The organism is Citrobacter meridianamericanus (assembly GCF_041320245.1).
GTDB lineage: Bacteria > Pseudomonadota > Gammaproteobacteria > Enterobacterales > Enterobacteriaceae > Citrobacter > Citrobacter meridianamericanus.
In genome coordinates, this window is the sequence record NZ_CP101036.1 from 2,044,640 (window position 1) to 2,057,754 (window position 13,115).

11 protein-coding genes are annotated in these 13,115 nt (G+C 51.1%); 10 read left to right on the top strand and 1 reads right to left on the bottom strand.

The annotated features are described in order from the left end of the window. Positions 1-48: 48 nt before the first annotated feature. Both dcd and asmA read left to right on the top strand, forming a co-directional pair. Positions 49-630: a dCTP deaminase gene (dcd, locus tag NMD08_RS09645; protein WP_003834269.1), complete on the top strand. Its 582-nt coding sequence runs from the start codon at positions 49-51 to the stop codon at positions 628-630. A gap of 26 nt (positions 631-656) precedes the next feature. Continuing rightward, positions 657-2,507, top strand: a complete 1,851-nt coding sequence (asmA, locus tag NMD08_RS09650) for an outer membrane assembly protein AsmA (protein ID WP_370620043.1) — start codon at positions 657-659, stop codon at positions 2,505-2,507. 44 nt (positions 2,508-2,551) lie between these two features. Here asmA and NMD08_RS09655 read toward each other — a convergent pair whose 3' ends face one another. Further along, positions 2,552-4,135, bottom strand: coding sequence for a TerC family protein (locus NMD08_RS09655; RefSeq protein ID WP_151219768.1), 1,584 nt, complete (start codon positions 4,133-4,135; stop codon positions 2,552-2,554). A 654-nt stretch (positions 4,136-4,789) separates the two neighbouring features. On the opposite strand from NMD08_RS09655, the gene NMD08_RS09660 reads away from it, so the two are divergent. From NMD08_RS09660 to wcaE, 8 genes are all read left to right on the top strand, one after another. Beyond that, positions 4,790-5,929 (top strand): polysaccharide export protein, encoded by a 1,140-nt coding sequence (locus NMD08_RS09660; RefSeq protein ID WP_370620045.1) that lies wholly within the window; start codon positions 4,790-4,792, stop codon positions 5,927-5,929. A 5-nt stretch (positions 5,930-5,934) separates the two neighbouring features. Continuing rightward, positions 5,935-6,384, top strand: a complete 450-nt coding sequence (gene wzb / locus NMD08_RS09665) for a low molecular weight protein-tyrosine-phosphatase Wzb (protein WP_370620047.1) — start codon at positions 5,935-5,937, stop codon at positions 6,382-6,384. Then, positions 6,381-8,543: a tyrosine-protein kinase Wzc gene (gene wzc / locus NMD08_RS09670; protein ID WP_370620049.1), complete on the top strand. Its 2,163-nt coding sequence runs from the start codon at positions 6,381-6,383 to the stop codon at positions 8,541-8,543. Before wzb ends, wzc begins: the two co-directional genes overlap by 4 nt. 77 nt (positions 8,544-8,620) lie before the next feature. Next, the gene (gene wcaA, locus NMD08_RS09675) at positions 8,621-9,463 is read left to right on the top strand and encodes a colanic acid biosynthesis glycosyltransferase WcaA (RefSeq protein WP_151219765.1); all 843 of its coding nucleotides are present in this window, start codon (positions 8,621-8,623) and stop codon (positions 9,461-9,463) included. A 2-nt stretch (positions 9,464-9,465) separates the two neighbouring features. After that, positions 9,466-9,954 carry a colanic acid biosynthesis acetyltransferase WcaB gene (wcaB, locus tag NMD08_RS09680; protein WP_370620051.1) on the top strand — a complete coding sequence of 163 codons (489 nt, stop codon included), beginning with the start codon at positions 9,466-9,468 and terminating at the stop codon, positions 9,952-9,954. Next, complete coding sequence (wcaC, locus tag NMD08_RS09685) at positions 9,951-11,168, top strand: colanic acid biosynthesis glycosyltransferase WcaC (protein WP_370620053.1); 1,218 nt, start codon at positions 9,951-9,953, stop codon at positions 11,166-11,168. The genes wcaB and wcaC overlap by 4 nt, the downstream gene beginning before the upstream one ends. Next, a complete protein-coding gene (gene wcaD / locus NMD08_RS09690) occupies positions 11,143-12,360 on the top strand; it encodes a colanic acid polymerase WcaD (protein ID WP_252837741.1) in 1,218 nt (405 codons plus the stop codon). Before wcaC ends, wcaD begins: the two co-directional genes overlap by 26 nt. Before the next feature lie 5 nt (positions 12,361-12,365). Further along, a complete protein-coding gene (gene wcaE, locus NMD08_RS09695; protein ID WP_121529256.1) occupies positions 12,366-13,112 on the top strand; it encodes a colanic acid biosynthesis glycosyltransferase WcaE in 747 nt (248 codons plus the stop codon). Positions 13,113-13,115: the final 3 nt, after the last annotated feature.

Below are 13,115 nucleotides of genomic sequence, written 5' to 3' on the forward strand. Positions count from 1 at the left end.
TTAACGCACCTGGCATTAAGGGTTTGAAGCACGAAAGGAGAAAGTGCCATGCGTTTATGTGACCGAGATATTGAAGCCTGGTTGGATGAAGGTCGCTTGTCGATCACTCCCCGCCCTCCTGTCGAGCGAATCAATGGCGCCACGGTAGATGTGCGTCTTGGCAACAAATTCCGTACGTTCCGGGGTCATACGGCGGCGTATATCGATTTGAGTGGACCAAAAGATGAAGTCAGCGCCGCGCTGGATCGCGTGATGAGTGATGAAATCGTCCTCAAAGACGGCGAGGCGTTTTTCCTGCACCCGGGAGAACTGGCGCTGGCCGTGACGTTCGAATCCGTTACGCTGCCTTCCGATCTTGTCGGCTGGTTAGATGGCCGTTCTTCGCTGGCACGTCTGGGACTGATGGTACACGTCACCGCGCACCGCATCGATCCGGGCTGGTCAGGCTGCATCGTGCTGGAATTTTACAACTCCGGAAAATTACCGCTGGCCCTGCGTCCTGGCATGCCGATTGGCGCATTAAGTTTCGAACCGCTTTCCGGTCCGGCGGCGCGACCCTACAACCGTCGTCAGGACGCGAAGTATCGCGATCAGCAGGGCGCCGTTGCCAGCCGGATCGATAAAGACTGAGTGTTTTTCAGTCCATTGGGGATAGCATGAGACGATTTCTGACGACGCTGATGATCCTACTGGTCGTGCTGGTGGCCGGTTTTTCTGCGTTAGTACTGTTGGTGAATCCGAATGATTTCCGCTCGTATATGGTCAAGCAGGTTGCTGCGCGTAGCGGATATCAACTGCAGTTGGATGGTCCTCTGCGTTGGCACGTATGGCCTCAGTTGAGTATCCTCTCAGGGCGCATGGTGCTAACGGCGGAAGGTGCCAGCGAGCCTCTGGTTCGTGCCGATAATATGCGTCTTGACGTCGCGTTGTGGCCGTTGCTGAGCCATCAGCTCAGCGTTAAGCAGGTGATGCTCAAGGGCGCGGTGATTCAACTGACCCCGCAAACTGAGGCGGTGCGTGGAAAAGATGCACCCGTGGCTCCAAAAGACAATACGTTGCCCGACATGGCTGAAGACAAAGGATGGTCCTTTGATATCGCCCGTCTGCGCGTTGCTGATAGCGTTCTGGTATTCCAGCATGAGGACGATGAGCAGGTCACGGTTCGTGATATCCGGCTGGAGATGGAACAAGATAACCAGCACCGCGGCACGTTTGATTTCTCCGGGCGCGTGAACCGCGATCAGCGTGACCTCGCGTTATCCTTCAACGGTACCGTTGATGCTTCCGATTATCCGCATAACTTATCCGCGAATATTGCGCAGATAAGCTGGCAACTGCAAGGGGCCGATCTACCGCCGCAGGGGATTAACGGTCAGGGACAGCTTCAGGCGCAGTGGCAGGAAGAGAAAAAACAGCTCACGTTTAACCAGATTCATTTGACTGCTAACGACAGCTCTCTCGCTGGGCAAGTTCAGGTGACATTGTTGAATAAACCAGAATGGACCGTTGACCTGAAATTTAGTCAGCTCAATCTGGACAATCTACTCGTGCAACGTGATCCCGTGACGAAGAACGGTGAGGTACAGCAAGGTCAGAGTCAGTCGACGCTGGCGCGCCCTGTCATTGCTTCGCAGGTTGATGCTGTTTCTTATCAAGGTCTCAAGGGATTTGCGGCAGACATCACTTTGCAAGCGGACAAAGTGCTGTGGCGGAAAATGGCGTTTGACAATGTCTCGGCAAAAATAGACAACCAGTTCGGTTTATTAAACGTTGCGCAGCTGCAAGGGAAAAGTGACGGTGGGCTGGTGTCGCTTCCGGGCACGCTGGATGTCAGAAAAGGACAGCCGCGAGCGGTCTTCCATCCGCGCCTCGACGGTGTCGAAATTGGCGCAATCCTGAAAGCCTTCGATTACCCAATCGCTCTCACGGGTAAACTTTCTCTGACAGGTGATTTCTCTGGCTCAGATATTGATGCTCAGGCGTTTCGTCACAACTGGCAAGGGCAGGCCCGTGTCGAAATGAACGATACGCGAATGGAAGGGATGAACTTCCAGCAGATGATACAGCAGGCCGTTGAGCGTAGCGGTGGAGATGCTAAAGCCCAGCAAAATATGGAGAACGTGACCCGGCTGGATCACTTCGTGACCGATATGACGCTGGATAACGGCGAGGTAACGCTGGATAACATGGCCGGCGAGTCCGCTATGCTGGCGCTGACCGGCAAGGGAACGCTGGATCTGGTGAAGCAGAATTGCGACACGCTGTTTAACATTCGCGTGCTGGGCGGTTGGGAAGGCGAAAGTAAGTTGATTAACTTCCTGAAAGCCACCCCGGTTCCTCTCAGGGTGTACGGCCAGTGGCAAGCGCTTAATTATAGTCTGCAGGTCGACCAGCTATTGCGGAAGCATTTGCAGGATGAAGCGAAACGTCGCCTCAACGACTGGGCCGATCGTAATAAAGACTCCCGCAACGGTAAAGATGTTAAAAAATTGCTGGATAAACTCTGATTCAAATTGCCGGATGGCGGCTGATGCCCCATCCGGCTTGTGACTTACACTTCGTAATCCATCTCTTCTTCACTGTGTAGCGGTATCAGCTGGACTTTTTGCACGCGATGATTTTCCACCTGCAGAGTTCTCAGTCGGTAGTTGCCAACCTGAACTTCCTCCCCGGTTTTCGGGATGCGCTGCAAATACTCCATTAACAGCCCGGCAATGGTGTGATACTCACGTTTTTCATCTAACGGAATAGGTACGTACTGCACCAGATCTTCCAACGGCATATGACCGTTAGCGGTCCATGAACCATCAGCATTTTTCTGAATGTCGTGGCGGGCATCAATCTCCTCAACCTCGTTCGGCAGATTACCGGCGATGGTTTCCATTACGTCACTGAGTGTCACAATCCCCTCGACGGAACCAAATTCATCGGCAACAAAAGCGAAGTGCGTCCGGGCGTTACGAAACTGCTCGAGCGCCGGAAGCAGCGGCAGCGTTTCCGGGAACACCAGCGGCTGACGAATCAAGACGCGTAAATCAAGCGGTTCACCGCGCAGGGACTGCTGCAGCAGGTCGATGACATGCACCACGCCCAGCAGCTCTTCCTGCTCGTCTTCACCGGTGACCACCAGACGCGTATGCTGGTTTTTTTCCAGCAAAGCGCGGACTTCTGTTTCCGGCGCATTGAGGTCGATATGTTCAATATCATGGCGCGAGGTCATGATGCTGCTGACGGTTCGCTGATTAAGGTTCAGCACACGTTCTATCATCCGCCGTTCCTGTGGGGCAAAAATCTGACCTTCATGATGATCCGCCAGCATCGCTGAGGTTTCAGCATCCAGTTCAGCGTCTTCTTTTTGCCCGCTTAAGAGTCGCATTACCGCTTCAGCAGTACGTTGGCGCAAGGTATGGTTAGCTGACAGGAAGCGACGACGGTTAAAGATAGCCAATTGGTTCAGTGCTTCAATCATGACCGAGAAACCGATGGCGGCGTACAGGTAACCTTTCGGGATATGGAAGCCAAATCCTTCGGCGACCAGGCTGAAACCAATCATCAGCAAGAAGCTCAGGCACAGAATAACGATAGTTGGATGGCTGTTGACAAAGCGCGTCAGCGACTTGCTCGCCAGCACCATCAGGCTGATGGCAATAATCACCGCAGCCATCATCACTGCCAGGTGATCGACCATCCCAACCGCGGTAATGACGGAGTCCAGGGAGAAGATAGCGTCCAGTACGACGATTTGCGCGACGACACCCCAGAATTTAGCGCCTTTACGCTGGGTGGGGTTATCGCTGTCTTTCCCTTCCAGCCGTTCGTTGAGTTCCATGGTGGCTTTAAACAGCAGGAAGAAACCACCGAACAGCATGATCAGATCGCGCGCGCTGAAGCTCAGGTCGCGAATGCTGAACAGCGGCGTGGTCAGCGTCACCAGCCAGGATATCGATGCCAGCAGCAGCAGGCGCATGACCATCGCCAGCAGTAGCCCGGTAATACGCGCCTTATCCCGCTGGGCAGGAGGCAGTTTCTCCGCGAGGATGGCAATAAAAACAAGATTATCAATGCCAAGAACAAGTTCGATCACGATTAACGTGACGAGTCCGGCCCAGATTGACGGATCGGCAATCCATTCCATAGTAAATGCTATACCCATAGTTGTATGACAATTGTCACAATTCGATCATGGGTAAAACTGGCGAAAAATGCAATGGCGGGGCAGGGATTTCTCTGTCGGCGATATCAGGTTAGACACGAGATAATAGCCCTGATGTCACTACAGGAAACTATTTTGTTAATCCGAATATATTTAGGAAATATCGCAGGTAAGGTATTTTAATAGCTGCGTTGTCAACATCAATAAAATCCTAAAAATATAAAAGTACAGCGCTTAATATTAATCTTAAAAGCAAGTTGTTGATGGTTTGTTATCTTGCCTGACTTTCGCTTAGCTGTAACAATTCCTCCGGTAATAATCAAAAGGTAAATATATCTTCATCAACCAGCACGCTATTCCCGATGCGTTGTCGTTCTGAATGTGATGAAAATAAAGGAGAAGGTGAAAATTAAAATTAATCAGTGCATTGGTAGCTAATAAAGCCAGGGGCGGTAGCGTGTCTGGTCGCCTGAGACAAGCCTAAATTATTTTGTCAAGAGCTCGCAGATGAATTCATTTTTTTAGGACTGATGCCAGTTAAATTTCATTTCAATTAACGGCAAGGTAAATACGTACAGGCGAGGTCGCTATTTAGATCGCACGTGATAATTACTCTGCCAAAGTGATAAATAATCAATGATGAAATCCAAACTTAAATTGATGCCAGTATTGGTATCGGTAATCTTGATAAACGGTTGTACCGTACTACCGGGCAGCAATATGTCTACGATGGGCAAAGATGTGATTAAACAGCAGGACGCTGATTTTGATATCGATCGCATGGTGAATGTTTACCCGCTCACCCCTCGACTGGTCGAACAATTACGTCCCCGACCGAATGTTGCGCAGCCTAATATGTCTTTGGACCAGGAGATTGCCGGGTATCAGTATCGGGTCGGCCCGGGTGATGTTCTGAATGTGACCGTCTGGGATCACCCTGAACTTACCACGCCAGCCGGGCAGTACCGTAGCTCAAGCGATACCGGCAACTGGGTGCAGCCTGATGGCACCATGTTTTACCCCTACATCGGCAAAGTCAGGGTGGTCGGAAAGACGTTGGCCGAAATTCGTAGTGATATTACCGGGCGCTTAGCGAAGTACATTGCTGACCCGCAGGTGGACGTTAATATCGCCGCTTTCCGCTCGCAAAAGGCTTATGTCTCAGGGCAGGTAAACAAATCTGGCCAGCAGGCCATCACCAACGTGCCACTTACCGTTCTCGATGCCATTAACGCCGCAGGTGGTCTTACCGAGGAGGCAGACTGGCGCAACGTTGTATTGACGCATAACGGGAAGGAACAACGCATTTCACTGCAAGCGCTGATGCAAAATGGCGACCTGAGCCAGAACCGTCTGCTTTATCCTGGCGACATTCTGTTTGTCCCGCGTAATGACGATTTGAAAGTCTTCGTGATGGGAGAAGTGAAAAAACAGAGCACCCTCAAAATGGACTTCAGCGGCATGACGCTCACCGAAGCGCTCGGCAACGCGGAAGGTATCGATCTGACCACTTCCAACGCCAGCGGTATTTTCGTTATTCGTCCACTTAAAGGTGAGGGTGGGAACAACGGCAAGATCGCCAATATCTATCAGCTTGATATGTCCGATGCGACATCGCTGGTGATGGCGACGTCATTCCGACTCCAGCCATACGATGTGGTGTATGTCACTACCGCGCCGGTTGCTCGCTGGAACCGTTTGATCAATCAGTTGCTGCCGACTATTAGCGGTGTTCGCTATATGACGGACACGGCCAGCGACCTTCACAACTGGTAATCATCATGTTTAACAAAATCTTAGTTGTCTGTGTGGGGAACATTTGCCGCTCTCCGACGGCGGAGCGCTTGTTAAGGCAATTTCACCCGGGGTTGACGGTCTCTTCTGCTGGCCTCGGGGCGCTGGTGGGGAAAGGTGCAGATCCGCGCGCGATTAGCGTAGCACAGGCGCACAACCTGTCACTGGAAAATCATTGTGCCCGGCAGATCTCGGGACGAATGTGCCGGGAGTATGACCTGATCCTGACCATGGAAAAACGGCATATCTCAGCCCTGTGCGAAATGGTACCGGAGATGCGGGGCAAAGTGATGCTCTTTGGTCACTGGGACAGTGAGCGTGAAATTCCCGATCCGTATCGTAAAAGTCGTGACGCGTTTGACGCGGTGTACGCCTTACTTGAACGGTCTGCCCGCCAATGGGCTCAGGCACTGAACGCAGAGCAGGGAAAACAATGACAGAAAAAGTTAAACAGTCTGCAGCGCCGGTAACGGGCAATGATGAAATCGATATTGGTCGTCTGGTCGCAACGGTGGTAGAAGCCCGTTGGTGGGTGCTTGGCATTACTGCGGTTTTTGCGTTGTGTGCCGCAGTTTACACGCTGTTTGCTACACCCATCTACAGTGCGGACGCGCTGGTGCAAATTGAGCAAAATACCGGAAATTCACTGGTGCAGGATATTGGCTCTGCGCTGTCGAACAAACCTCCGGCCTCGGAAGCGGAAATTCAGCTCATCCAGTCAAGACTGGTGCTGGGGAAAACGGTAGACGATCTCAATCTGGATATCGGTGTTACCAAAGAAACATTCCCCATATTTGGCGCTGGTTGGGAAAGGTTAATGGGTCGCCAGAACGAAACGGTTAATGTGACCACCTTTACGCTGCCAAAGGCAATGAACGGACAGACCTTCACGCTCAGCGTACTGGATGACAAACGCTATCAGCTGGTGAGTGACGAGGGCTTTAGCGCTCAGGGACGGGTTGGGCAGATGCTGAAGCAAGACGGTGTGACGATGCTGGTCGGGGCTATTCATGCCAGCCCTGAGAGTCGTTTTACCGTCACTAAATTCTCCACGCTGGGCATGATCAACACCTTGCAAAATAATCTGATGGTGACAGAAACCGGCAAAGATACCGGCGTATTGAGCCTGACCTTTACCGGCGAAGACCGTGAGCAAATCCGTCGGATCCTCGACAGTATTACCCGCAACTATCTGCAACAAAACGTAGAGCGTAAGTCTGAAGAAGCCGCTAAAAGTCTGGCTTTTCTGGCCAGACAGTTGCCCGAAGTGCGTAACCACCTGGATGTTGCCGAAAACAAGCTGAACGCTTTTCGTCAGGACAAAGACTCTGTGGATTTGCCGCTGGAAGCCAAAGCGGTGCTGGATTCGATGGTGAACATTGATGCTCAGCTCAATGAGCTGACCTTCAAAGAAGCGGAGATTTCCAAGTTGTTCACCAAAGCGCACCCGGCGTATCGTACGCTGCTGGAAAAACGCCAGGCGCTGGAAGATGAGAAAAGCAAGCTAAACGGGCGCGTAACGGCGATGCCGAAAACGCAGCAGGAGATTGTTCGCCTGACGCGTGACGTGGAGTCTGGTCAGCAGGTCTATATGCAGTTGCTGAACAAGCAACAAGAACTAAAGATTACCGAAGCCAGTACGGTCGGAGATGTGCGCATTGTCGATCCGGCGATTGCTCAACCCGGTGTACTGAAGCCGAAAACGGCGTTGATTATCCTCGGCAGTATCATTCTCGGCTTGATGCTTTCTGTGGTGGGCGTCCTGCTACGGTCGCTGTTTAATCGCGGTATTGAAAGCCCCCAGGCGCTGGAAGAACACGGCATCAGCGTATATGCCAGTATTCCGCTGTCTGAATGGCAAAAAGCGCGTGATAACGTGCAAACCATTAAAGGTGTGAAACGTTACAAGCAAAGCCAGTTGCTGGCGGTGGGGAATCCGACGGATCTCGCCATCGAAGCGATCCGCAGCCTGCGCACCAGTCTGCATTTTGCCATGATGCAGGCGCGTAACAATGTTTTGATGCTTACCGGCGTCAGCCCGTCGATTGGTAAAACATTTGTCTGCGCCAACCTCGCGGCGGTCATCAGCCAGACCAACAAACGCGTGCTGTTGATCGACTGCGACATGCGCAAAGGCTATACCCACGAACTGCTGGGGACCAATAACCTCAACGGTCTGTCTGAGATCCTCATCGGCAAGGGGGATATCTCAACCAGCGCGAAAACGACAGCCATTGCGCATTTCGATCTGATCCCGCGCGGACAAATCCCTCCCAATCCTTCTGAGCTACTGATGAGCGAGCGCTTTGGCGAACTGATTGCCTGGGCCAGCTCACACTATGACCTGGTGCTGATTGATACCCCGCCAATTCTGGCGGTGACCGATGCGGCTATCGTGGGGCGTCACGTCGGAACCACGTTGATGGTGGCACGTTACGCGGTCAACACGTTGAAAGAGGTGGAAACCAGCTTGAGTCGCTTTGAGCAAAACGGCATTCAGGTGAAAGGGGTGATCCTTAACTCTATTTTCCGCCGCGCCAGCGGATATCAGGATTACGGTTACTACGAATACGAGTACACGTCGGATGCGAAATAGATAACGCACAGTAACGCATATCAAATGTAGGCCTGATAAACGCAGCGCCATCAGGCAACTTTATTTGGGAAACGAAAATGACGACAGACAACCCACTCATTTCAATTTATATGCCAACCTGGAATCGTCAGCAGCTGGCCATCCGGGCGATTAAATCAGTATTGCGCCAGGACTATCCTCACTGGGAGATGATCATTGTAGATGATTGCTCTTCCTCGTATGAGCAACTGCAGCAGTTTGTTGAGGAACTCAGCGATCCGCGCGTGTCTTACACGCACAATGCCACCAACTCCGGGGCCTGCGCGGTACGTAATCAAGCCATCATGCAGGCCAGCGGGCAATATATTACGGGGATTGATGATGATGACGAATGGACGCCGAACCGCCTGAGCGTCTTTCTCAACTATCGTCATCATCTGGTCACGCGGGCGTTTCTGTATGCCAATGATTATGTCTGTGAAGGCGAAGTGTATTCTCAGCCGACCAGCCTGCCGATCTATCCGAAATCCGGCTATTCACGCCGTAAATTTTACAAGCGCAATATCATTGGCAATCAGGTGTTTACCTGGGCCTGGCGATTTAAAGCCTGCCTGTTCGATACCACGCTAAAAGCGGCGCAGGATTACGACATCTTCCTGCGCATGGTGGTGGCGTATGGCAAACCATGGAAGGTTAAAGAGGCAACGCAGATCCTGCATGTCAATCACGGTGAAATGCGTATTACTTCATCGCCGAAAAAATTCTCCGGCTACTTTCAGTTTTACCGCAAACACAAAGGCAAATTTGACCGGGCCAGCAAGAAATATCAGCTGTTTACTCTCTATCAGATCCGCAACAAACGGATGAACTGGCGGACGCTGCTGACGCTGCTTTCCGTTCGCAACAGTAAGCGTCTGGCCGACGGACTGCGAGGGCGCTAAGTATGCTGGAAGATTTACGCGCCAACAGCTGGAGTCTGCGTCCCTGCTGTATGGTGGTGGCCTATCGGATTGCCCATTTTTGCTCTGTATGGCGTAAAAAAAATGTCCTGAGCAACCTGTGGGCCGCACCAGTGCTGGTGCTATATCGCCTGATCACGGAATGTCTGTTTGGATATGAGATTCAGGCTGCTGCGTCTATTGGTCGTCGTTTCACCATCCACCATGGTTATGGGTTGGTGATCAATAAACACGTGGTGGCGGGGGATGACTTCACCGTGCGCCACGGCGTCACTATCGGCAATTCTGGTGGCAACGACCAGTCCTGTCCGGTCATCGGTAATGGCGTTGAACTGGGGGCCTGCGTCACTCTGCTCGGTGATATTACGATTGGCGATAACGTGACGATTGGCGCTGGCAGCGTGGTGGTGGATAGCATTCCGGACAATGCGCTGGTCGTGGGCGAGAAGGCACGAGTGAAGGTAATAAAATGAAGATATTACAGTTTAATGTGCGACTCGCAGAAGGCGGGGCTGCAGGGGTGGCGTTGGATTTGCATCTGAGAGCGCTGAAGAAAGGACTGTCGTCGCGTTTTATCTACGGCTATGGCAAAGGGGGCAAGAAAAGCGCCAGCCACGCGAATTACCCGCAGGTTATCAAACATACGCCACGTCTGACCTCGGCGGCAAATATTGCGCTGTTCCGTTTCGCCAATCGCGATATGTTTGGCAATCTCGACAAGTTATACCGTACGGTTACTTGCACTACCGGCCCGCTGGTACTGCATTTTCATGTGTTGCACAGCTACTGGTTGAATCTGGAAGAAGTGGTCACCTTTTGCCAAAAAGTGAAGGTGCACAAACCAGATATCACCTTCGTCTGGACGCTACACGATCACTGGAGCGTGACCGGGCGCTGTGCATTTACAGATGGCTGTGAAAGCTGGAAAACGGGCTGCCAGAAATGCCCAACGCTCAGCAACTATCCGCCGGTAAAAATCGATAAAGCCCATCAGCAGTTGCCCGGTAAGCGACAGATGTTTCGCGCCATGCTGGCGCTGGGCTGCCAGTTTATCTCGCCCAGTCAACATGTGGCCGACGCATTCAACAGCCTGTATGGCGTAGGGTGCTGCCGTATTATTAACAACGGCATCGATGTGGCAACTGAAGCCATTCTTGCCGAGCTTCCCGCTAAGCATGAGGAGAGCGGTCGACCGAAAATTGCCGTGGTGGCTCATGATCTGCGCTATGACGGGAAAACCCGTCAACAGCTGGTGCGGGAGATTATCGCGCTCGGCGACAAAGTTGAACTGCATACTTTTGGCAAATTTTCGCCATTTGTCGGGGATAACGTCATCAACCACGGGTTTGAAAGCGATAAACGAACGTTGATGAGCGCGCTTAACGAGATGGACGGCCTGGTGTTCAGTTCTCGCGTTGATAACTACCCGCTGATTCTGTGCGAAGCGCTGTCCATCGGCGTACCGGTGATTGCCACGCACAGCGATGCCGCGCGGGAAGTGCTGGAAAAATCGGCCGGCAAAACGTTCAGTGAATCAGACGTTTTGCAACTGGTGCAACTGAAAAAATCAGACATTGCGCAGGCAGTCTTTAACACGTCGCTTGCCGAATTTAGCCAGCGCAGCCGGGTGGTATACAGTGGGCAACAGATGCTGGAGGAATATGTCTCGTTCTATCAGAATCTGTAGCTATCTGGTGCTACCGCTGCTTTATCTGCTGGTTAACGTCAAACTTGCTCAGCTTGGCGAGAGCTTCCCGATAACCCTCGTCACATTCTTACCTGTTCTGCTGTTGCTGTTTGTTGAACGCATCAATATTAAAAAGCTAATGATAGCGCTGGGTTTGGGGGGCGGGCTGACGGTATTTAACTATTTGTTTGGTCAGTCACTGGATGCCAGTAAGTATGTGACGTCCGCTATGCTGTTTATCTATACCGTGGTGATTATTGGCATGGTATGGAGTATTCGCTTCAAAACGATTTCGCCGCATAACTACATTAAGATTTTGCGTTTTTTTTGGCTGGTCGTGGGACTGGTGGTGGGGTTAGCTGCGGTTGAAATGGCGCAGATCATTCTTAGCGGCGGCAGCAGCTTAATGGAAGCTATTTCGAAATATCTTATTTACAGTAACAGTTATGTTCTGAACTTTATTAAGTTTGGCGGGAAGCGCACCACTGCGCTTTATTTCGAACCGGCATTCTTCGCTCTGGCGTTAATCTCAATTTGGCTCAGTATCAAACAGTTTGGTATCAAAACCCCTAAGTCCGATGCTATGATTCTGGCAGGGATAATATTATCGGGTTCATTTTCAGGGGTGATGACGTTTATTTTGTTCTATCTCCTGGAGTGGGCATTCCAGTACCTGAATAAAGATGCGATAAAAAAGAAGCTACCGCTGGCGATAATCTCATTGAGCGTGTTTGTTGTTGGTGTGATATTTGCTTTTCCATACATCGCCACGCGGCTTAGCGATTTAGGGACCGAAGGATCATCATCGTATTATCGTATCGTAGGGCCATTAGTTATGGTCGGTTATTCGTTACTGAATGTTGATGGGGTAGTGAGATTTGGCTCACTTTATGAATATGTTGCGTCATTCGGAATTTTTAACGGTGCGGATGTGGGTAAAACAATAGACAATGGTTTGTATCTGTTGATTATTTATTTTTCATGGTTTGCGGTGATATTAGCCCTGTGGTACATGGGGAAAGTCATGAAGATGATGATAAATGCTTTTGGCGATAATCCGAATTACCGGGTGCAGCTTTATCTGTTTACGCCGCTGTCGCTGTTTTTTACAGGGTCGGTATTTAGTCCGGAATACGCATTTTTAATTGTCTGTCCGTTTATTTTGCGCAAGGCGCTGAACATCGCGAGGTAAATCACATGCTGCTCAGTATTATTACCGTCGCCTTTCGTAATCTGGAAGGGATCGTCAAAACACATGCGTCGCTGGCACATTTGGCGCAGGCAGGCGATATCAGTTTTGAGTGGATTGTTGTTGATGGCGGCTCCTCTGACGGTACGTCGGCGTTTCTTGAAGGTCTCGGTGGAGAACACCGGTTACGGTTTGTCAGCGAACCGGATAACGGCATTTATGATGCGATGAACAAAGGCATTGCGATGGCGTGCGGGCGCTTTGCGCTGTTCCTCAATTCCGGGGATATTCTGCATGCCGATGCGGCTCAGTTCATCCGCCAGTTAAAAACGCAGAGTGATAAAGCCATGGTTATCGGCGACGCGTTGCTGGATTTTGGCAATGGCAACAAAATTAAGCGCCGGGCAAAGCCGGGTTGGTATATTTATCACAGCCTGCCTGCCAGCCATCAGGCCATCTTTTTTCCGCTCTCTGGACTGAATGTCTGGCGTTATGATTTGCAATATAAAATATCGTCCGATTACGCGCTGGCTGCCAGACTATATAAATCTGGTTACGCTTTCAAAAAACTGGACGGGCTGGTGTCGGAGTTTTCGATGGGCGGAGTGTCAACGACGAATAATCTGGAATTATGCCGCGATGCAAAAAAAGTTCAGCGGCAGATATTACATATGCCAGGTTTTTTGACTGGGGTTTCTGAATATTTACGGCTGCGTACAACCGGTAAAACAAAAACATTATATGGCAAAACGTAAGGT

Excerpts from the sequence above, each read along its gene's own strand:
- dcd (WP_003834269.1), top strand. The coding sequence starts at position 49 with ATGCGTTTATGTGACCGAGATATTGAAGCCTGGTTGGATGAAGGTCGC.
- asmA (WP_370620043.1), top strand. The coding sequence starts at position 657 with ATGAGACGATTTCTGACGACGCTGATGATCCTACTGGTCGTGCTGGTG.
- NMD08_RS09655 (WP_151219768.1), bottom strand. The coding sequence starts at position 4,135 with ATGGAATGGATTGCCGATCCGTCAATCTGGGCCGGACTCGTCACGTTA.
- NMD08_RS09660 (WP_370620045.1), top strand. The coding sequence starts at position 4,790 with ATGATGAAATCCAAACTTAAATTGATGCCAGTATTGGTATCGGTAATC.
- wzb (WP_370620047.1), top strand. The coding sequence starts at position 5,935 with ATGTTTAACAAAATCTTAGTTGTCTGTGTGGGGAACATTTGCCGCTCT.
- wzc (WP_370620049.1), top strand. The coding sequence starts at position 6,381 with ATGACAGAAAAAGTTAAACAGTCTGCAGCGCCGGTAACGGGCAATGAT.
- wcaA (WP_151219765.1), top strand. The coding sequence starts at position 8,621 with ATGACGACAGACAACCCACTCATTTCAATTTATATGCCAACCTGGAAT.
- wcaB (WP_370620051.1), top strand. The coding sequence starts at position 9,466 with ATGCTGGAAGATTTACGCGCCAACAGCTGGAGTCTGCGTCCCTGCTGT.
- wcaC (WP_370620053.1), top strand. The coding sequence starts at position 9,951 with ATGAAGATATTACAGTTTAATGTGCGACTCGCAGAAGGCGGGGCTGCA.
- wcaD (WP_252837741.1), top strand. The coding sequence starts at position 11,143 with ATGTCTCGTTCTATCAGAATCTGTAGCTATCTGGTGCTACCGCTGCTT.
- wcaE (WP_121529256.1), top strand. The coding sequence starts at position 12,366 with ATGCTGCTCAGTATTATTACCGTCGCCTTTCGTAATCTGGAAGGGATC.